This is a genomic window from Diaphorobacter sp. HDW4B (genome assembly GCF_011305535.1).
Classification (GTDB): Bacteria; Pseudomonadota; Gammaproteobacteria; order Burkholderiales; family Burkholderiaceae_C; genus Diaphorobacter_A.
The window spans coordinates 5,423,270-5,442,494 of record NZ_CP049905.1; the positions used below are offsets into that span (position 1 = coordinate 5,423,270).

Here is a 19,225-nt window from a genome sequence, read left to right on the forward strand (position 1 = left end):
GTGTTTGTGTTTGTCGGCTCAGGCCGTCGCCAGCTGATTGATCACGTTGCGACGCTCCAGCGCTTGCTGCACGATGCCGGAGATCACCGTCTCGCAGCTGTCGAGCTTGCCGATCAGCGCGGCCACCTGGCCCGCCGACATCACGCCGCCTGCCGGGTCGCCCTGCACCATCGAGCGCTGCAGCAGCATGGGCGCGTTCGCGGCCATCACGGTCTGCGCGACCGATGACGAATCCTCGCGCAGCGCCTTCATGAAGATGCCCATCGCCTGGCCCGTGGTCATGCCGGTTTCGGCCTTCCACTTGAGCGCCAGATCGAGCGCAATGCGCAGCCGCTTCATCGGGCTGGCCTTCTCCAGCATGGCCAGATACTCGTTGGGAATCATGCGCTGCGGCATGCCATCGACCAGATAAGAGATGGCGATTTTTTCCGCGTCGCGCGTCTTCACATAGCGCTCCAGCGTCACGTCCGGCACCTTGGAATCGCTGGTCATCAGAAAGCGCGTGCCCATCGCAATGCCCTGCGCACCGAAGGCCAACGCGGCCAGCAGACCACGCCCGTCATAGAAACCGCCAGCGGCCACCACCGGCACGCTCACCGCATCCACCACCTGCGGCAGCAGCACCGTGGTCGGCACACTGCCGGTGTGTCCGCCGCCCTCGCCGCCTTGCACGATGATGACGTTGGCGCCCATCTCGATGGCCTTCTGCGCATGCTTGAGCGCACCCACCGTGGGCATGCAGACGATGCCCGCATCGCGCAGGCGACCGATCACTTTCTTGTCCGGCCCGCGTCCATAGCTCACCGCGCGCAGACGATGCTTCACGGCCAGATCCAGCAGTTGCTGCGCGTTCGGCTGGAACATGTGGAAGTTCAGGCCGAAGGGTTTGTCGTCCGTGAGGCGCTTGACCTTGAGGATCTCGTCCTCGATCTTGTCGGCCGCAATCGTCGCGCCAGCCAAAAAGCCGAAGCCGCCCGCATTCGTCGTCGCTGCCACCAAATCGGCACCCGCCACCCAGCCCATCGCCGTCTGGATGATGGGATAGCGGCAGCCCAGCAGATCGCACAGCGGCGTGCGCAGCGCCTGCGGCTCGTTCTTGTTCAGTTCGTTCATCATCATGACCCGCCCGCCTCTTTCTTGTTGGCCTGGACCATGGACTTGGCGTCCTGCCCGCCCAGATGGCCCGTGCCCATCGCCAGGCTGTGCGCATGCGCGAAGTGGTGATACCCGTAGGCCATCTCCATCGTGGCGCGCAGGCCTTGCAGTTCTTCGGCGCGGTTCATCACCGTCTTGGTGAGCGACAGGCCCATGCGGGGCTGCGCGGCCAGCTTCTGCGCGATCGACAGCACCTGCGCCTGCAGATCGGCGCGCGGCACCACGCGGTTGACCATACCCATCTGGTAGGCGCGCTCGGCGCTCATGCGCTCGCCCAGCATCAGAAATTCCTTGGCGATGCGGGTGTGCATCTCGTTGGCATGCGCGAAATACTCCACGCCCGGAATGCCCATGCGCACCACCGGGTCCTGGAAGAACGCGTCATCGCTCGCCACGATGAAGTCGCACACCCACGCCAGCATCAGACCACCGGCCACGCAAGCGCCCTGCACCATCGCGATGGTGGGCTTCGGAATATCGCGCCAGCGGCGGCACATGCCGAGGTAGACCTCCTGCTCGCGCACGAACAGCTGTTCGCCGCCCGGCTTGTTCACGTGGTCCCACCACAGGTGCTTGCGCTCGAAGCTCTTGTTGATGTCACGCCCCGGCGTGCCGATGTCGTGACCCGCACTGAAATGCTTGCCGCTGCCTGCCAGCACGATGACCTTGACGGCATCGTCATCCACCGCACGGCGAAACGCATCGTCGAGCGCATAGGTCATCTGCGAGTTCTGCACGTTGTTGAACGTGGGCCGGTTCATCGTGACCGTGGCAATGCCGTCGGCAACGCTGTAGAGCACGGGCTCGTCGGTCTCGTAGACGGCGTTGTCTTCGCGCGTGACGAATTCGGAAGCGGTCTGGGCAGGGCTGGCTTGCATGTCAGGCTCCCATGGCAGATGCGCGCAGGTTGTGCGGATCCAGTTGGGCCAGCAGCGCGAGCTGCTCGGGTGCGGGGTCGGCCGTGGTCGGCACGTTCTCGGGCACGAAGATCGGAAAGCCCGTGTTCTCCTGCACCAGCTCGGCCGTCACGCCGGGGTGCAGCGACACCAGACGCACCTGATGGTCCGGCCCGCCGAAGTCCAGCACGCACAGATTGGTGAAGATGAAACGGATGTCGGTCATCTCATCGAGCGTCCAGCCCTTGGGCAGACGCGCGGGGTTGTAGCCCACCGATGCGACCATGTCCACCTCGCCTTCCACGAACACCTTCTTGCTGTGGTTGGGCACAAAGAACGAGTTCGCATGGTTGATGGAATTGCCCGGAAAGCCGCGCACCCCCAGCATCATCGACTTGGGGCGCGCGTAGTCGCTGCCCACCATCGAGATGTTGGCCTGACCGAAGCGGTCCACCTGCACCGGCCCCACCATCGCATGGCGCTTGCCGCCCCACACGTTGTCGAAAATCCGCGAAAAGCCCATCCAGGTTTCGCGCTTGATCCGGTAGTCGCCGCGAGGGCCGACCGGCACGGGCTCGCTCACGATCCAGGCTTCGGAGTCGGTCATCATGATGTCGCGGTTGACCGACTTCATGCACAGCGATGCGGCCAGACGCGGCACCAAGCCGATGCCCGTCGCCAGCACTTCACCATCGTTTTTCCATGCTTGCGCGGCTGCGCAGATGATGCGATCGACCAAGGAAATTTCACTGCTGCTACTGCTCATCTTCGCTTCCCTCTCCAACTCAAAACACCGGCAGCGGCAGACGCTTGATCGCCTCGGCCCCGCCCACCTTGTCCAGGTATTCCTGTTCGGTGCAATGCACATACTTGGTCACGTAATCGCTCCAACCCGTCTCTTCCTTGGCGCTCGCCGCGTATTCCTTGAAGTGCTTGGTATCGAAGCCATAAGCAGGCGCGCACGATGTGGGATGCGCACCCCACTGCAGATGCACCACGCCGGTGGTTTCCGAGCGCTCCCAGAACACCAGTCGCGAGTTCTCCGCTGAGTCGAACGCGCTGGTGTCCACCAGTTCGTCGCAGCTCACGAAGGTCTGCCTGGCGGCGCGTGCATACAGGTCGTCCATGTACATGTCCGGCCCACTGATCTGGCACACGCCGCGCGCATCGGCGCGGTCCACGTGCAGCAGCGCGACGTCGAGGTTCAGGGCAGGCATCGCCACCCATTCCTTGTTGTCGTAAGGCGATCCGATCACCTTGATCTGCGGGTTGTGCTTGACCAGATCGGTGCCCAGACCAATGCGCGTGGGGATGTAGGGAACGCGCATCGCCGCGGCCTTCAGGCCCAGCAGCATCTGTCCTTCATCGACCTCCACCACCTCGATGTCGCCGTTCTGGCGCGCCTTGCGGAAGTACGGCTCCAGCGGGATGAAGTCCAGCGTGACGAATGCGAAGATCAGCTTCTTGACCTTGCCCGCAGCGCACAGCATGCCCACATCGGCACCGCCATACGAGACCACGGTCAGGTCCTTCACATCACTGCGCAGCAGCTCGCGCACCAGCGCCATCGGCTTGCGGCGCGGCCCCCAGCCGCCGATGCCGATCGTCATTCCATCCTTGATGGACGCGACGACATCCTTCGCACTCATGACCTTGTTGACCATTTCTCTATCTCTCCAATCCAGACTACCCAGTTGCCTTGTTTCTCGACCAAGCTTTGCTCATCAAGCGGTCTGCGCCACGCGGCCGACCGTGAAGTCGTGCCCCCACAGGCTCACCGCCGTGAATTCGTGCGTGATGTGCTGCTCCCAATCCATGATTGCGCCGCCGTAGCCGTACTCGATGTCGAAGTGCGCTGGCGTCTTCATGTAGAAGGAAATCATTCGGTCGTTGGTGTGCTGACCGAGCGTGGCGCTCAACTGCACCTTCTGCTGGCTCATGCGATCCATGGCGCGGCCCACCTCGGGCATGTTTTCCACTTCCACCATCACATGCACGCAACCCGCTGGCGATGGGAACTCCGCGAGCGCCAGACTGTGGTGGCGACCATTCGCGCAGTGGAAGAAGTGAATGCGCACCGTCGGGCCATCGTCGCCCATGGGCTTGAAGTTGTAGATGTCGGAGAGCCCGAAGCCCAGCACATCGCGCGCAAACGACACAGTCGCGTCAAAGTCGGGCGCAGGCAGAACGGTATGGCCCAGACCGTAGTCACCCGTCACGAACTTGGAGACACCCTGCGGCGACGCAAAGCGCTTGAAGTCGGACTTGAAGCCCCACACCAGCTCATGGCGATTGCCCGATGGATCGAACAGCACGGCCATCTGCTGCACGCAGCGCTGCTGGCACAGCTCGGCACTGCCCAGCTCATATGCCACCTTGGCCGCATCGAGCGACTTCAATGCCGCGTCGAACGCATCCTTGTTGAGCAACTCCCAACCGGAGGCCAGATAACGGTCCTTGGCACCGGACTGCACCTGAAAGCGGAACTGGCGCTCATCCATCTTGATATGCAGACTGCCATCGCCCACCGGCGTAGCCATCATGCCGAGCACATCCTTGGCGTAGGTGCTCCACTGATTGAGGTTCGTGCTTTCAGCAACGACGTAAGCAAGTCCACGGATTTCCATCATGACGGCGGGGCCTCCAACCCAGGGTGTTGATTGATTGATGACTGATGGAATGGATTCTGGGTTTGCGGTGCTTTGCAAACATCGTCCGTTGAGACTAACGAATGGAGGGTGTTTTCTCTAAAAATGTAGCAATGGAAGCTTGTTTTATGGGCCTCATAGGGCTAACCCTGTATTCCGTTTGGGGTAGCTTGGTCGCTTTCGGGACAAAACTCGTAGTGGTTTGATTGCAGGCGTACGGCCAACACACCTTGAACACGGGCAGCGTCCCAAGGCACTGGACTGCAGCATCAGACGCTGGGCAGCGCTCACGCGCTTTGCGACTGACGGGCAACCGCCCGTGAGCAACAACTGGATCGAAAACCAAATCCAGCCCATCGCCGTGGGCCGCAACAACTGACTGCTCCGCCAGCAGCGCGCAGGCCAACGTGCGGCCGCGACGACGAGCCCCGTTCAGTCAGCCAAATCAATGGCCACGACCCGTGTGCGTATCTGAAGGAGGTGCTGACCCGGCTGCCTGCGCACAAGGCCAGTCGAATCGAGGAGTTGCCGCCGCATCGATGACAGCCGACCCATGCAGCCTGAGTCACGGAAGACCGTTACGTCCCGTGCGCAAGATGGGATGGCTGGACGCTTACCAGCCAAGAATGAGACAACAGCAAAACACTGGATATGAGACGCTTCTCATATCCGCCTGATGGAACACCCAAAAACGAAAAAGCCTGCTACTTATTCAGTAGCAGGCTTTCCAGCATCTATGCGATGTTTGTGGTAGGACGTGCGAGATTCGAACTCGCGACCAACGGATTAAAAGTCCATATCACAATCAAGCACTGGTGCGGCTTGTGGCGATATTTTGGGAATATTTCCTGTCTTTCAGGCATAGAAAGCATGCGCTTCGCCGGTCTTTATTCCCACGAGAACTGCAAGATTTCCTCGCCACTCAAAAGTCACAAACACCCCGAATTGAGTAGTTTGATGATCACTCACTCGGCAGCTTGAGCCCGAGCTTTGTGGCAGGTCTCAGCGTACCGCTGAAGGTAGTCGAGCTTTTCGGCGTCGAGCTGGACGGACTCTCGGAGATCGAGAACACGGCTTGCAGCTTCGCGGTCGAGTTCGACGGCTGCATCACCCAAGCTGCTGGCGCTTGAATCTGCGGCCCCACCACCGGTGGACTCACGCACGACACGGGTGACGATGCGCACCCCGCAAGTGCCAGCAGCGACACAAGCGCGCAGGCTACGGTTTTCTTGATCATTTTTGGCGATCCTCTCTGTTGCTGATTTGTCGGCTGTGCTGATTGCGGTGTTCGCGGCTTGTTCGAGCTTGCGAACTGCGGTCACAGCGTCGGTCGTCTTCCGCGCTATCCCGGCAAGCACTTCGGCGTGCTGCCGCTTCACGTCGGCCAGATCGGCACCGGTGCGCCAGCCGTTGACGGCCCAGCCGGTGGCAAGGCCGAGCGCGAACAGAACGGCGGCGATGAGGGCTTTGGCGTAGGCGGTCATAGATCCCTCTCGCACATAGCCCGCTCAGCGGCTCGACGTTTGACGAGTCCGGGCAACTGCTTGCCGCCTGCATAGACCCACTTGGATAGTTCTGCGCAAGCACCTGGCATGTCCCCAGTGTTGGCCTTCCGTACCAGCGTGGAACCACAGAACGCGCCGGTGCCCACGTTGAAGGCGAAGCTCAGGAATGCGGCCTTCTGCCCGTCCGTCACCGGCACGCGCACACAGTCCAGCGCAATCGAGTGCTTCGTCAGATCGGCTTCAAGCTGGGCGAGGCATTGCTCATCCGTGAACGTCTGCCCCGGCTTGAGTTCCGGCCCGGTGTGCCCGGAGCACGATGTCAGCACGCCGACAGGATCAACATAGGTGCGGTTGACCTTGCCTTCGTAGTAGGTCACGACAGGAATGACAAGGGCCACCGCAGTGGCCCCGATCTTCGTAATGAGTTTGGCGCGGTCGTTCATGGCTCGCCCCATCCAGTACCGTACTTGTGGTGCATGCGAGCCTCCATTTCGCGTTCTTCGCGGCGGTCGCGTCGCCAGCTCCAGAACTGGCCCAGTAGCAGCCCCAGTACCGCGACGACGATGCCCACCATCACCCCAATCTCGGACAGCGTCAGGCCGCTTACCGCAGCCGTCGCCGCGCCGCCGTATGCGCCTGTTTTGCCCACGGCGATGCCCACACTTTCAGTCGTGTTGCTCATTCGTTTTTCCAAAAAGAAAACCCGCCGAAGCGGGTCTGTTGGTGTTGTCAGGCTCACAGGGCCTTGGCGTATCCGAAGAGCGCTTGCAGATCGCCCTCGGACAAACTGAGCGATGCAGCCAGCATCTGCACGGTCGGGCTGTCGCTCTCAATCGAGGCTGCGCCCTGCCAATCAACTCGCGCCCGGTAGCGCTGTGTCTCGTCCGGGATCTGATCGATTTGTGCGTCGATGTCGCTGTCCTTGATGCCTCGCAGGTCGAACAATGCGAGCAGCGCCTGACGCTTTGTGATCGTGATTCGTGCTGCATCTGCTGAGGCCTTTTCATCGGCCACGCGCTGCGCGTCGATTTGCGCCAGCTCGTCGCCGTTCAGGGCAACGATTTGCCACTTTTGCGTCAGCACGCCGCCCACTTTTTTCGGTGCGATCTGCACGGCCTTATGAGTCGTTGCGTCGTGCTCTGGCTGGACCGTGGCTGAATCGCCCCGGATTTCCTAGACACTGTTGAGCCGTTGGGAATGCCGTCTTTCGAACTCTACCGGAGAGATATCTCCGGCGGTGCCATGACGCCTTTTCGGGTTGTAAAACATCTCGATGTAGTTGAAGACATCAGCCCTGGCCTCATCGCGCGTCGGGTAAATCTGGCGGCGAATACGCTCGCGCTTGAGCAACTGGAAGAAGCTCTCGGCCACGGCGTTGTCGTGACAGTTGCCGCGACGACTCATGCTGGAGACCAGATTGTGATCTCGCAGAAAGCCCTGCCAGTCATGGCCTGTAAACTGACTACCCTGATCCGAATGCACCATGACAGGCAGCTTAGGCCTGCGACGCCACAAGGCCATCAACAGTGCATCGAGCACCAAGCCAGTATCGATGCGGCTGCCCATAGACCAGCCAACAACCTGACGTGAGAACAGGTCAACCACCACCGCCAGATACAGCCAACCTTCATGGGTGCGGATGTATGTGATGTCAGTCACCCAAGCTTGGTTGGGCTCGGCCGCTGCGAAGCGGCGCTGCAAGTGATTGGGCGCGACGATGGCAGGTTTGCCGCCACGCATGCCTGCACGGCGTTTGTAGCCCGTCTCGCCAAGTTCGCAAGCTGTGCGTCACTGGTAATCATCCCGTTCGGCTCCAGAATGCGCCCCGGCAGATCATTCATGCTCACAACCATCGCGTTAGGCTCGACCAGCGCCGCCCAGGGCTCAATCTTGCCGTCTCGGCTACGCGCCATGCTGAACATCCAACGGTCATCCATGATCGCGCCCTTGCCCTCAAGCATCGCTGCGAAGGCTGTTCGCGCCGCTTCGGTTGCAACCTGAGTCGCCAGTGCGAAGGCGCTTTTCAGTAGTTCGGCGTTGGGCAACTCGACTTCGACAATCTCATCGTCAACCACCTCCCACTCCGCAGTGTGGCGGGCGATGATCGACACCGCCTCACTGAACTCATGGCGGGGGATCTCGCGATAGCTCACCTTGAAGTGGGCCTTGAGCTTGCTCCAGCCCTGCATCATCAGTGGGCCCTGTGCTGACTTCGGCACACGATCCGCCGCGGACTTCAACATCAGGCGCAGCGTCTCGGCCTCCTCCTTTGTCAGCACGTCGCCGGGGTTGACCGCGAATGCTTGACGCGGATTGATCGCAATGCCTTCGTTCCAGTATTGCCAGAGAACGTCGTCGCATTCGTTTTGATACTGGATGACTCGGGCGCGGACTTCGGGGTTCTTGATCTTGCCGGGCTCAATTGTTGTGAGCCACGCAGCCACCTTGCGAACAGGGATGCACATCATCCCTCGACTCTTGCCGTCTGCCGACCCAACCGTTGTCGAATCGACAATAGTTGCCGACGCGGGCATTCTCAACTCAAGAACCCCCCACCGTCCATCGTTCCCTGACACCTTGCGAAACTGGCTTGCCCAATCGAGCCCCATCGCCGCGACGATCACTTTCATTGGCGTATATGGCTGGCCGTCGTGCTCCACCACGAACAGCTCCGCACCATGGAAAGAAATAGTGATAATTTTTTGTACTTGTGTAGAATTCGACATGTTGATACCTTGATTGATTCCTTGGTTTTTGACACTCGAAGCCCTGTCGGTTCCAGCCGCCAGGGCTTCACTATTTTTAGGCATGGGCTGCATGCTTGGCCTCTTGCGCCGTGCGGCTCTGCTCTAGCCGCACGATCAACTCAGCGGTCACACTTCTACGAGCTGCTGCCGCTTGCGCTTTCAACCACTCCTTCAGCTCTGCAGGCAAGCGCACATTTGTCTGTTCGTCGATACGTGCCATCTTTTCCTCCTTTGCGTGATAACACGGTGCTAATGCTAGCACGGTATTATCACGACATGCAAGCACTGTGATGTGATAATTCGATTTATGGCCCGCACAGACCCCCAGCTCAACTTCCGCATCCCCTTGGAACTACGTGACAGGCTCTCCGAGGCTGCCAAAGAGAACAACCGTTCACTTACTGGTGAGTTGATCGCCCGACTGGAGCAGTCCTTCGGCGAGGCATCTAGCGGTGACGGTGGCGCGACAGTGGTTGTCCCGTTCGACTCTGCAGCCGCCTTGAAACGTTTCGCCGACCAACTCGACAAGATGATGTTGGATCGACATCAAGCCTACCGGGCAGAAATGATTAAAGAGTTCGGGTACGACCCTGATGCGCCCCAGATCAAGCGCGAGCCCAACAAAGGGCCGGTTCACTCCCCCAACACCAAGCAGCCCAAAAAGTAACCCCACTTCGTGCGCGCCCAAATGACGTCACCTGACGTTGGGTGACGTCCATCGGCAGGACGCCCCGATGACGTCAGGATTCACGACACCATCGATGCCCTCGGCAATCCCGAGCCCATCAACAGCATCAACACACATGAAACTCGGCTACACAATCATCTACGTCCCACAGGTCTCAAAGTCACTGGACTTCTTCGAGAAAGCATTCGGGCTTCGTAGAAAGTTCCTGCACGAATCAGGCGACTATGGCGAACTGGATACAGGTGAAACCACCCTCGCCTTTGCGTCGCACGAGTTGGGCGAGCACAACTTCCCAAAGGGCTATGTTGCCGCCAGCGACTCCCTGCTGCCGCTAGGCGTGGAGATCGCTTTCACAACAGTCGACGTTCGCCTGGCTTTCGAGGCATCCATAGCCGCCGGAGCCAAAGCAATGAAGGAGCCAGAAGTTAAGCCTTGGGGACAAACTGTGGCGTACGTTCGCTGCCCAGATGGCACCCTTGTAGAACTATGCACCCCGATAGGCGGGTGACAGAAACTTTCCGACGCCCCAACAAAAAAGCCCCCTGCCAGGAGGCTTGGTGAATCAGCGCGGCATCAAATCGTCTCGCACAGGGTACGGCTCATCTAAACGCAAAATGCGCCTCGACCCGTCTGGCAATGTCAGTTTGAACAGTGACGCCGAATACTCGACAAATTGAGCAGATGCCTGCTCCGCCTCGGCCTCGGATTCGTAGGGCGTTCTATCGAACATGCGACGGTAGTGTCCACACTCTGAGTGCCCCTCCCGCTCGCACACAAAGCAGATGGGCTTCGTCTCCGGAAAGTCGCTCATCTTGTTGAATGCCTCCGCCTCAGCGGAACGGGCGTCAACGTCACCTATAGCCCCGACCCGCACCCAGCGATACATCCCCTCGTCGCTTGCGAAGCCTACACAAAACCCCAAAAAGTACATGTCACCTCCTGTCTAGAGCGAACATGCTACCAAATGCTTCAACTACCATCCCTTTTTTAACCAAAGGAGGATGTGGATGACAGGCTGGTTCAACATGAGTTCCGTGCCCGACGATGTCTACAAAGTCATCAAGGATGAGCACGAAGAGTTTCAGAGAGCCCTTGGGAAACTTACTCTTGGGTGGGCAGATATGGAAAAAGTGATTCGAATCACGCTTCGCCACTACGCTGGCGTCACACCAGAAGTTGCCAGAGCACTCTTTTCGGGGACCCGCGCAAAAACAGCGATGGATATGATTGAATCCATTGCTCATAACACCGATATGGAAAAGGCTAGGATCGATGATCTGCGAGAAGTATTTCCGGTGATTAGCTCCATCAATACGATGAGGGACTTCCTTGTCCACTATGTAGATGGCTCGTTAATCGAGTCTGACGACAACGACCCTCGTCTTCGCAAGTTATCTAACAGAGGCGCCTCGTCAAGGGTCGGAAAGGGGAAAACCTACTGGATCAGTTCTGCGCTCATCTACGACATGTGCCACGATCTTACAGAGTGCTGCTGGCGTCTACTTGCCCATCGCGAGGCAACGAACAACACGTTTCAGCGTGGGTATGGTGCATCAGGCGCGCCCGCTCCATGGCGGTATAAACATCCGCAGCCAGCGCCTGCCGATAAGTGACACCAGCGACTTCTTCTAGAGCATCAACGCCAGCTTCAAGCATTGCCTCAGTAATCAGTGGATCGTATCGTTCCATATGCATTTCTCTATCCTTTCGCCTTCCGGCGCTCTTCCTCCGCCGATTCGTTGATGACCTCCAGCGCCCCACGCTCGATCAACCCGACCTCGCGCAGAAGCTGGTTCTGCTCGCCGCACGCCCTATGAAACCACTCTTCATCACACTGGCTGGCGCGCTCTGTGTCACCGCCTGTATTGACATCCCATACAAGGCTCAGACGCCCCCACCTACAGGCATTCGCTATGACCCGAACGTGTTCGTTGCTGGTATTGCGACCATGTCGGACACCGAATTGGAGCGTCAAAAGGGCCTGGCACGAAGCGGCGACAAGCGAGCTGCGTTCAATGTCTACTCGCACTACTGGTCGGCAGGCAACGACAAAGTAAAGGCAATGGAATGGCTGAAATACACGGCCGAACTTGGACACGGCTCTGCTCAATACATCCTTGCTCAAAACTACATACACAACCGAGACACTCCGTCAGCCATCTATTGGGCCAAACGATCTCGGGACAGCGGATATCCGAATGGAGCGGCTCTTGTTGAGTCGCTGGAGAACCCTTAGCGCCTATGAAGGACGCCCCCAAGTGATGTCCTCAGATGGGGGGCGGGCCAATTGCCCCAAAGCAGTAAAATGCATTTGTTTAAGCATTGATGATATTTGCCATGCAATGTTCACAAGCAAATCCAATCCAGCAATTTAAAACATTCAAGTCATTTTTAAAAACTTAATGCACATGAGGAGTTTTCCTTCGCGGTTCTTGGATGCCCGTTCAAATGCCGGCATGACTCAGCGCACCTTGTCGGAATTGACATCGATTTCAGTGGTACAGCTATCTCGCTATGAATCAGGCAAAAGCACCCCTCGCCCGCGCGTCCTTAAAAAGCTAGCCTATGTCTTGGGTGTAGACGCTGCTTGGCTAATCGAGGGCGCCGCACTCATATCTCCCAAAAAGTCTGCGCCGAAACCCGGTGAGCTGGCCGTTGTCGCCGAAAGGCAGCCTGATGGCGGGTCCGAAATTGTCATCGAAATGGGCAAAGACATCAGCGAGCTACTCCGCTCTGCAGCCCTTGCTAGCGGGATGTCAATGAACGACTACTTAAAGAACGCCATCCTCACCCAAGCCTGTGCACAAATTTCCGCTGTCGCCGCCCCTCCTGTGGTTGATATCAACGAGCTTGCCGCCAAAGTAAAGAAACTGCTGGAAGCCGATGGCGTTAAGGCCAACCCCAAATTGCTGAAGGAGCCAGCCCCGCTCTCCAAAAACAACACCAAATCCAGATGACCCCTGAACAATACAGAAACGTTGACCCTGCCTGCCACACTGCCGAAGACTTGGTTGCAGCAATCAACACATCCCTCGTCCTTGGCACGGAATCCAAGGGGCGAACAAATATGGAGATCGCCTCATGGCTGCTCACATGCGCCCGCAACGATGAAGACTCCGCATACAAACTTGCTCGCCAAATCGTGATCCGGCTCAGATCCGATGATGGCGGCCCAGCGATCCATGCGGTCTCAGACGCAATTGAGATGAGTGCCGAGCCGGAGTTCGCCTGACCTCCGCATCACTCAATCACCGGCGGTCTTTGCTCACTTGCTTCGCAGATCCTGCGGATGATCCGGATCTTCATCGGCCCCAGTCCTTTGATCTTGAGCAGCTCTTCGTCCGTGGTGGCCATCAACTTGGCAGGCGTTGTCAGACCCTTTTTTTCCAGTCTCAAGCGGGCATTGACTGGCAGGTCGGGGATGGAACGCAAAAACTTCATGCCGTAATGGTAATCCCTAACAAAAAAGCCCCTTGATCGCTCAAAAGGCTCAGGCGCTTATTCGCCTCCATCATCGACTTGATGGTCTGGGTGGATCGTTACGTTTTCGTCGATCCATGCGAGTTCTCCACCGGCGCTTTGTCTCTCTCACGAGCCCGTAGTTGTAGAGGAGCAGAAGGTATTGATGGTCTGCAGCATTTCGGGCTAGTCGGGAAATATGTTCTCGAATGACAGGAGTAAATTCCCTATCGTCAAAATGTCCGTCAACAACCAAAAGCTTCGTACTAATGCGAACTTCAATGCATGCGCAACCTTGATGGTGTTGCCAACTCAAACCTACATTGAATGCCTTACTAGGTTGCAAACAAACCGGGCAATGGGAATCGTAAAACAGGAGCATGGCGTATGGAGTGGGGACAACGCGTGATGTACACGCGTGCCTATTAAGCCACGACATTTTCCACAAATATGCCGAGTTGCGAATCAGAGTTGCAAGACACAATCCTCAATGAGATCTTTGCCTCACTTCGCCGCCAACTGCTCCACCATCACGACTTCACTTGCCTGATTTCGGCTTCGGCGCGAACTCGGCAATCGTACTCACCGCTTCGACCTCCAGCACCATGAGACTTTCGTGCAGATCGTTCCATTCGTCTGCATCAAGACCAAGCTTGTCCATGAGTGGATAGATGGCCTCCCACCGCAGCCCAATTGGGCCACCGCCCATCGATGGATAGACCCAGCGCGTTCCAATGATGCGGAAGAGGCCAAGGGCGTGGAGGTTGTCATCCCACACTTCGATCTCTTCCGTCTCGTAATCCTCTAGCTCGAAGCCTTCGGACTGCGCCTCCCGTTCCGTCACGGGAGGTTCATAGAGCGCACGGGCGATGAGTTTCAGTTTCCCACGCGGCCACTGAACAGTGCTGCGTCGTAGGCTTGGAGTGCAGCAGCCAGCGAGCCGCCGCACTGGTCTTCCAGTGCAATCAGCGCGTCAACATTGAATTCATCTTCAAGCTGCCAGCCGTTCAGGCACTTGACCGCCAGCTCTGCCGCCTGCTTCATGCCGTCACCAACGAGTGCTGCGAACGAGAACTCGGCCTTTTCTGTCTTCTTGTCCTCAGTCTCTTCGCCGGTCACTGCCGTGCGGTATTCGTCGCGAACCTTGGCCCATTCGGATTTCTTTTGAGCCTTCGCCGTAAAGTTGATGGTGAATTCTTCGCCGTCCAGGTTCTTCACCTTGACCGGGAGATTGAAGGTTGGGAGCTTGCCAGCCATCAGCTTGAGGCTCAGGACGGAGACAGACTTTTCTTTTGCCATGATTTGGATCTTTCGCGGAGATGAAGTAAGCCCGTACGCACTCCAGCCGCCCCGCGAAAGGAGCGAACTGAGATGCGTCGGTGCATGGGGTTGGCCTATGGCCTGTTCACCTAAATAGTTGAGTGCATGTCAGAGCAGCGAGAATCGCTGGCCTGCATGCACATCACCCGCTCTCAGTTCAAACGTATCCGTCACCTGCTGCCCAAGCCTCGCGGCAGCAAGTTGATCAGCCACTACAGGTTCCTTAATGTGAATCGCCCCGGATTTCCTAGACACTGTTGAGCCGTTGGGAATGCCGTCTTTCGAACTCTACCGGAGAGATATCTCCGGCGGTGCCATGACGCCTTTTCGGGTTGTAAAACATCTCGATGTAGTTGAAGACATCAGCCCTGGCCTCATCGCGCGTCGGGTAAATCTGGCGGCGAATACGCTCGCGCTTGAGCAACTGGAAGAAGCTCTCGGCCACGGCGTTGTCGTGACAGTTGCCGCGACGACTCATGCTGGAGACCAGATTGTGATCTCGCAGAAAGCCCTGCCAGTCATGGCCTGTAAACTGACTACCCTGATCCGAATGCACCATGACAGGCAGCTTAGGCCTGCGACGCCACAAGGCCATCAACAGTGCATCGAGCACCAAGCCAGTATCGATGCGGCTGCCCATAGACCAGCCAACAACCTGACGTGAGAACAGGTCAACCACCACCGCCAGATACAGCCAACCTTCATGGGTGCGGATGTATGTGATGTCAGTCACCCAAGCTTGGTTGGGCTCGGCCGCTGCGAAGCGGCGCTGCAAGTGATTGGGCGCGACGATGGCAGGTTTGCCGCCACGCATGCCTGCACGGCGTTTGTAGCCCGTCTGTGAGCGCAGCCCCTCGATTTTGAGCAGTCGTGCCACGCGATGCTTGCCGCAGCTCTCGCCCAAATCACGCATGTCCATGGTCAGCTTGCGATAGCCATAGACGCCACCACTCTCGAGCCACGCATGCTTGAGAAGACCCAACAGACGTTGATCGTCCTTTGCACGCAGGCTCATCGGTTGCGCCTTCCAGGCGTAGTAGCCGCTAGGGTGTACAGCCATGACCTTGCACAGTCGGCGAATGCTGTACTCACCTTCATGGCGCTTGATGAATGCGTACTTCACCCGGACTGCTTGGCAAAGTACGCTGCGGCCTTTTTTAGGATGTCGCGCTCCTCTGTGACTCGCTTGAGTTCAGCCTTCAGTCGTCGCAACTCCTCGGTTTGTGACACCTGTGCCGGCCGATCATGGGCAGGCGTTCCTTGAGCCTTGATCCATTGATAAAGGCTGTGCTGACTTACGCCTAGTCGGGCTGAAACATCGGCCACCTTATGGCCGCGCTCAGTGATCTGCTTGACTGCTTCGGTCTTGAATTCTTGGGGATATCTTTGGTTACTCATAGCACCTCCTATTGGGCCTTAGATTTGAGGCTCAGAGGTGTCTAGAAAACCCGGGGCGATTCAGACAGTGCTTGAGCTTTGGGAGTTGTATAGAAAGACCCCGAAATGGGCGAAGCTGGCGGCAAGAACAAAGTCCGACTATGAGGAATACAGCATAAAGCTACTCGAAGTCATGGGAGCGGTTCCTGCGTCCGTCATTCGGCCCACAGATATCGCCCGCTACCTGCGCGTGGAACGAGCCAACGCGCCGGTACGCGGGAATCGGGAGATCGCACTCCTTAGCAATCTGATGAGCGTTGCAATTGAGCGCGGCGATATTGATGCAAACCCGTGCAAGCAGGTCAAACGGAATTCTGAACGGGCACGGACTGAGGCTCCAGACCCAGCAGATCTAAGGGCGCTACTCACATGGCTTGAGAGCGGCACTCCTGCTCGCCGAATTCTTGCGCTCATGGCGGAGTTTGCCGCTCTGGCTGGATCTCGGAGGATCGAGTTTCTTGATATCCAGATTCCTCAACTTGATGTGGGAAACGGCGTCATCCGCTTGATGCGAGCTAAGCAGCACGGCGGCAGCAAGCGTCAAGAGACAATCAGCATGGGCCCTGCCATGCGTGACTTGGCCGAGAGAATGCTGCGTCTGCCACGTCCAGACACTTCACTGCATGTTTTCGTCAATCAGAAAGGGAACCCCGTCAAGGAAGCCGGGTTTACCACCGGGTGGCAGCGCGCGATGACCGAGGCACTGGATCTAAACATCATCAGTCGCCGCTTCACCTTCCACGACCTGAGGGCGTATTACACGACACAACACAAGGAGCGCTATGGGGCCCTGCCCGAGTTGCATGCAGATGCCACGACAACTGCACGCGTCTACGACCGATCCAAAGTCGCTAAGCGCCGGTCCTTGGGGTGATCGAATATTCCCATGGTGGGAATAAAAGCAAAAAAGCGCTACAGCTTTGATAGCTGTAGCGCTTGATATTGCTGGTAGGACGTGCGAGATTCGAACTCGCGACCAACGGATTAAAAGTCCGCTGCTCTACCAACTGAGCTAACGTCCCACACTTTGCGAGAAGATTGGAGCCCTTCAAGGACTTCTCTCAACTGGCAAGACTTCGATTATAGCCCAATTTTTATAGCACTCGAGCACATTTCCTGTTTTCACATAAAAGTCATCAGTGAGTCCCGCTTGCTGAAGGTCGGCGCCAGACATGCCGTGCTCTGCATTGGACAACCCCGCCCACGGTCCGGAGGCCTGCATTCCAACCTGCACGTCTGCTTACCGGGGCCTGTCTTCATTCCTTCAGAATCAATCGTCACCATCTGAACGGTCGCCGATTTCAACGCATTGAGAAGGAAAGCACATGATCCGCAAAGCAGCAACCGGGCTCGCCATTGCTTCGGCCGCAATCGCCCTGCCCCTGTCTTTTGCCCACGCCGCGCAGACCTGCTCCAGCAGCATCAACGACAGCACGATCAAGGGTGAAGTCTCCGTGCAAGGCAGCTGCACCATTCAGGGCAGCCGCATCGACGGCAACGTGATCATCCAGCCGGGATCGACATTGATCATCAAGGACACCACCGTGCTCGGCCCGATCAGCGGCGACAAGGTGAAAGCGCTGGACGTACAGGGCAGCAGCCTCGGCAAAGGCATCCTCGTCACTGGCAGCGTGGACAGCGTGAAGCTGACCCACACGTCCGTATACGGCGCACCCGTCATGCTGTCAGGTGCCAAGACGGTCGAGATAGCGAGCTCGAACGTCGGCGACTCGATGACGCTCAAGGACAACTCCCGCGTTCTGAACATCACCTACTCGACCATCAACAACGGTTTGAGCTGCAACCGGGGGATCGCATACAGAGCCGTCGGCAGCAACGTGAACGGCCAGGTGAGTTGTTGATGACGACGCCGTCATGACCGAGCCTCGCATGCTGATTCTTGCCAAACCTGGCGCTGATGTCGTGAGTCCGTTGAGCGCCGTCCTTGCCGCACTTGGAATTCATGCGGCGACCCCGTACCTTTCACCATCGAGCAACTGGCATCAATCTTTCACCAACCCAGGGCCCAGCCTCCCGCAAGTGAAAGATGTGCTGCTGCGTATTGGCGACGCAATTCAAGCCGCTGGTCTGCGGGCTTTCACATTGCGCTTTGACCAGATCCACGGCCCGCAGCCACACAATCCCGGCGACCCCATTCACTGGGAGTTTTTCACCAGCGAGAGGCCCAAGGAATTCGATGCAGTGATCACCTTCGTCAAGGATATGCAGACGCAACTGGGCGTCCCACGCGAGCGGGGACACCGGCCACACATCACGTGCCACTACCGCGCGCCCTGCTTGCTGCCCAAGCGACGCTTCGAACCCATCGACTGGTTGATCGACGAGCTGCTGTTGGCGGAAGGCCGTGAGATCAACGGACGTTTTGCACACGAGGTGCTGCACCGCTGGAAGTTGCAACCTGCACTTGAAAGCTCACGCCAGAGCCGACAACAGTCGCTCTTCGACTAACCCGCCACGCCATAGCGCCACGTGAAGTAGCAAGCGGCGACGATGCCGATGATCGCAAGAAGGGTCATGATGCGGGTCCTGTTGAAGTGAAGCACACCAGCGCATGCTAACAAGAAGCCGGAACGAGCAAGCGCCAGAGCGCCAGAGCGCCAGAGCGCCACTGTGCTATCGACATCACGAAAGGTTACAGCGACTCACATCAAAAGAGACGAGACTGCTTTTTTCGCCCAATGTAAGCACGCACAGCGAAAAAGCATTCAAGCAAAGGAATCCTTCATGACAAAAACACTTCTGTCCGTTCTGCTCGCCTCCTCCATTCTCGTGGCCTGCTCGTCCACCTCCACCAACAACGCACCGCCGCCACCCCAAACACAAGTGCCCTCGCCTGCCACCGTGCTCAACGGCGTGCTGGTCAGCCCCAATCAGATGACGCTGTATGTGTTCGACAAGGATGTCGTGGGCTCAGGCAAGAGCGTCTGCAATGGCCCATGCGCCACGAACTGGCCTCCGCTTGCCGCGCCATCGGGAGCCAAGCCGATTGCCGACTGGAGCCCCGTCACACGTGACGATGGCAGCAAGCAATGGGCCTACAAGGGTCGTCCTCTGTACACATGGGCCAAGGACAGCAAGCCCGGTGACACGACCGGTGACGGCATGGCCAGCAACGCCTGGCACACTGCAAAGCCCTGATTTGATCGCTCCGTGGCCCCATGGCACGACCGCCATTCCGATGTCGATCGGGATGGCGGTCGTTTTTCATTCCGCAAGGTAAACAGCGACTCCTTGCCATCGTCCGGCTCGATCATCGACATACGGACAGCCTCATTTGAGTGAAGTTGTAAGCCGGACTCGGTCACAGGTTCGACGCTCGGAACGACCAATATGGGCTGCAACAACGCCA

The 19,225-nt window shown here is 58.0% G+C and carries 25 protein-coding genes, 1 tRNA gene and 2 pseudogenes; 11 read left to right on the plus strand and 17 right to left on the minus strand.

Annotated features, from left to right (window positions below):
* Positions 1-18: 18 nt before the first annotated feature.
* From G7048_RS24710 to G7048_RS24730, 5 genes are read right to left on the minus strand one after another with little or no spacing between them, the layout of a single operon-like run.
* A complete protein-coding gene (locus G7048_RS24710; protein ID WP_240933106.1) occupies positions 19-1,119 on the minus strand; it encodes a nitronate monooxygenase family protein in 1,101 nt (366 codons plus the stop codon).
* The gene (locus tag G7048_RS24715; protein WP_166070669.1) at positions 1,116-2,033 is read right to left on the minus strand and encodes an enoyl-CoA hydratase; all 918 of its coding nucleotides are present in this window, start codon (positions 2,031-2,033) and stop codon (positions 1,116-1,118) included. Before G7048_RS24715 ends, G7048_RS24710 begins: the two co-directional genes overlap by 4 nt.
* Before the next feature lies 1 nt (position 2,034).
* Positions 2,035-2,817, minus strand: a complete 783-nt coding sequence (locus tag G7048_RS24720) for a CoA-transferase subunit beta (protein WP_166070670.1) — start codon at positions 2,815-2,817, stop codon at positions 2,035-2,037.
* A gap of 19 nt (positions 2,818-2,836) precedes the next feature.
* Positions 2,837-3,715 (minus strand): CoA transferase subunit A, encoded by an 879-nt coding sequence (locus G7048_RS24725; protein WP_166070671.1) that lies wholly within the window; start codon positions 3,713-3,715, stop codon positions 2,837-2,839.
* A 60-nt stretch (positions 3,716-3,775) separates the two neighbouring features.
* Positions 3,776-4,681: a VOC family protein gene (locus tag G7048_RS24730; RefSeq protein ID WP_166070672.1), complete on the minus strand. Its 906-nt coding sequence runs from the start codon at positions 4,679-4,681 to the stop codon at positions 3,776-3,778.
* Between the two features lie 268 nt (positions 4,682-4,949).
* Here G7048_RS24730 and G7048_RS24735 point away from each other — a divergent pair.
* Positions 4,950-5,242 (plus strand): annotated as a pseudogene (locus tag G7048_RS24735) (transposase domain-containing protein); the annotation flags it as partial.
* A 422-nt stretch (positions 5,243-5,664) separates the two neighbouring features.
* Here the strand turns inward: G7048_RS24735 and G7048_RS24740 are convergent.
* The 7 genes and pseudogenes from G7048_RS24740 to G7048_RS24770 all read right to left on the minus strand — a co-directional run bounded on the left by G7048_RS24740 (position 5,665) and on the right by G7048_RS24770 (position 9,171).
* Complete coding sequence (locus G7048_RS24740; protein ID WP_166070673.1) at positions 5,665-6,183, minus strand: lysis system i-spanin subunit Rz; 519 nt, start codon at positions 6,181-6,183, stop codon at positions 5,665-5,667.
* Positions 6,180-6,647, minus strand: a complete 468-nt coding sequence (locus G7048_RS24745) for a lysozyme (RefSeq protein ID WP_166070674.1) — start codon at positions 6,645-6,647, stop codon at positions 6,180-6,182. Before G7048_RS24745 ends, G7048_RS24740 begins: the two co-directional genes overlap by 4 nt.
* Positions 6,644-6,886 carry a holin gene (locus G7048_RS24750; protein ID WP_166070675.1) on the minus strand — a complete coding sequence of 81 codons (243 nt, stop codon included), beginning with the start codon at positions 6,884-6,886 and terminating at the stop codon, positions 6,644-6,646. Before G7048_RS24750 ends, G7048_RS24745 begins: the two co-directional genes overlap by 4 nt.
* 53 nt (positions 6,887-6,939) lie before the next feature.
* Positions 6,940-7,317, minus strand: coding sequence for a hypothetical protein (locus G7048_RS24755; RefSeq protein WP_166070676.1), 378 nt, complete (start codon positions 7,315-7,317; stop codon positions 6,940-6,942).
* Between the two features lie 60 nt (positions 7,318-7,377).
* Positions 7,378-7,971 (minus strand): annotated as a pseudogene (locus G7048_RS24760) (IS3 family transposase); the annotation flags it as partial.
* Positions 7,860-9,023, minus strand: coding sequence for a phage antirepressor N-terminal domain-containing protein (locus G7048_RS24765; protein ID WP_166070677.1), 1,164 nt, complete (start codon positions 9,021-9,023; stop codon positions 7,860-7,862). The pseudogene G7048_RS24760 and the gene G7048_RS24765, both read right to left, overlap by 112 nt.
* On the minus strand, positions 9,007-9,171 hold the full coding sequence (locus tag G7048_RS24770; protein ID WP_166070679.1) for an Arc family DNA-binding protein: 165 nt from the start codon (positions 9,169-9,171) through the stop codon (positions 9,007-9,009). Before G7048_RS24770 ends, G7048_RS24765 begins: the two co-directional genes overlap by 17 nt.
* Before the next feature lie 87 nt (positions 9,172-9,258).
* Between G7048_RS24770 and G7048_RS24775 the strand changes: the two genes are divergently transcribed.
* The 6 genes from G7048_RS24775 (at position 9,259) to G7048_RS24800 (ending at position 12,871) form a co-directional block, all read left to right on the plus strand.
* Complete coding sequence (locus G7048_RS24775; protein WP_166070680.1) at positions 9,259-9,618, plus strand: Arc family DNA-binding protein; 360 nt, start codon at positions 9,259-9,261, stop codon at positions 9,616-9,618.
* Positions 9,619-9,754: 136 nt separating this feature from the next.
* Positions 9,755-10,147, plus strand: a complete 393-nt coding sequence (locus G7048_RS24780; RefSeq protein WP_166070681.1) for a VOC family protein — start codon at positions 9,755-9,757, stop codon at positions 10,145-10,147.
* Positions 10,148-10,646: 499 nt separating this feature from the next.
* Positions 10,647-11,252, plus strand: coding sequence for a hypothetical protein (locus G7048_RS24785; protein WP_166070682.1), 606 nt, complete (start codon positions 10,647-10,649; stop codon positions 11,250-11,252).
* Between the two features lie 200 nt (positions 11,253-11,452).
* Positions 11,453-11,875, plus strand: coding sequence for a sel1 repeat family protein (locus G7048_RS24790; protein WP_166070683.1), 423 nt, complete (start codon positions 11,453-11,455; stop codon positions 11,873-11,875).
* A 220-nt stretch (positions 11,876-12,095) separates the two neighbouring features.
* Positions 12,096-12,596: a helix-turn-helix domain-containing protein gene (locus tag G7048_RS24795; protein WP_166070684.1), complete on the plus strand. Its 501-nt coding sequence runs from the start codon at positions 12,096-12,098 to the stop codon at positions 12,594-12,596.
* Positions 12,593-12,871, plus strand: a complete 279-nt coding sequence (locus G7048_RS24800; protein ID WP_166070685.1) for a hypothetical protein — start codon at positions 12,593-12,595, stop codon at positions 12,869-12,871. The genes G7048_RS24795 and G7048_RS24800 overlap by 4 nt, the downstream gene beginning before the upstream one ends.
* Before the next feature lie 8 nt (positions 12,872-12,879).
* Here G7048_RS24800 and G7048_RS24805 read toward each other — a convergent pair whose 3' ends face one another.
* The 4 genes from G7048_RS24805 to G7048_RS24820 all read right to left on the minus strand — a co-directional run bounded on the left by G7048_RS24805 (position 12,880) and on the right by G7048_RS24820 (position 15,816).
* Entirely contained in the window at positions 12,880-13,080 is a 201-nt protein-coding gene (locus tag G7048_RS24805; RefSeq protein ID WP_166070686.1) for a hypothetical protein, read from the minus strand.
* Positions 13,081-13,636: 556 nt separating this feature from the next.
* Positions 13,637-13,942, minus strand: a complete 306-nt coding sequence (locus G7048_RS24810; protein ID WP_240933107.1) for a DUF1799 domain-containing protein — start codon at positions 13,940-13,942, stop codon at positions 13,637-13,639.
* A 32-nt stretch (positions 13,943-13,974) separates the two neighbouring features.
* Positions 13,975-14,397, minus strand: coding sequence for a phage tail assembly chaperone (locus tag G7048_RS24815; RefSeq protein WP_166070687.1), 423 nt, complete (start codon positions 14,395-14,397; stop codon positions 13,975-13,977).
* A gap of 268 nt (positions 14,398-14,665) precedes the next feature.
* Positions 14,666-15,816, minus strand: a protein-coding gene (locus G7048_RS24820; protein WP_166066293.1) for an IS3 family transposase whose coding sequence is annotated in 2 segments (ribosomal slippage) — positions 14,666-15,570 and positions 15,570-15,816 — 1,152 coding nt in all. Because the reading frame shifts where the segments join, the coding sequence is not laid out codon by codon here.
* 67 nt (positions 15,817-15,883) lie between these two features.
* Between G7048_RS24820 and G7048_RS24825 the strand changes: the two genes are divergently transcribed.
* Positions 15,884-16,729, plus strand: a complete 846-nt coding sequence (locus tag G7048_RS24825) for a site-specific integrase (protein ID WP_166070688.1) — start codon at positions 15,884-15,886, stop codon at positions 16,727-16,729.
* 72 nt (positions 16,730-16,801) lie between these two features.
* On the opposite strand, the gene G7048_RS24830 is transcribed toward G7048_RS24825, so the two are convergent.
* Positions 16,802-16,877, minus strand: a tRNA-Lys gene (locus tag G7048_RS24830).
* 303 nt (positions 16,878-17,180) lie between these two features.
* Here G7048_RS24830 and G7048_RS24835 point away from each other — a divergent pair.
* From G7048_RS24835 to G7048_RS24845, 3 genes are all read left to right on the plus strand, one after another.
* Positions 17,181-17,717: a hypothetical protein gene (locus G7048_RS24835; protein WP_166070689.1), complete on the plus strand. Its 537-nt coding sequence runs from the start codon at positions 17,181-17,183 to the stop codon at positions 17,715-17,717.
* A gap of 28 nt (positions 17,718-17,745) precedes the next feature.
* Complete coding sequence (locus G7048_RS24840) at positions 17,746-18,324, plus strand: hypothetical protein (protein ID WP_166070690.1); 579 nt, start codon at positions 17,746-17,748, stop codon at positions 18,322-18,324.
* 276 nt (positions 18,325-18,600) lie between these two features.
* Positions 18,601-19,014 (plus strand): hypothetical protein, encoded by a 414-nt coding sequence (locus G7048_RS24845; protein WP_166070691.1) that lies wholly within the window; start codon positions 18,601-18,603, stop codon positions 19,012-19,014.
* Positions 19,015-19,225: the final 211 nt, after the last annotated feature.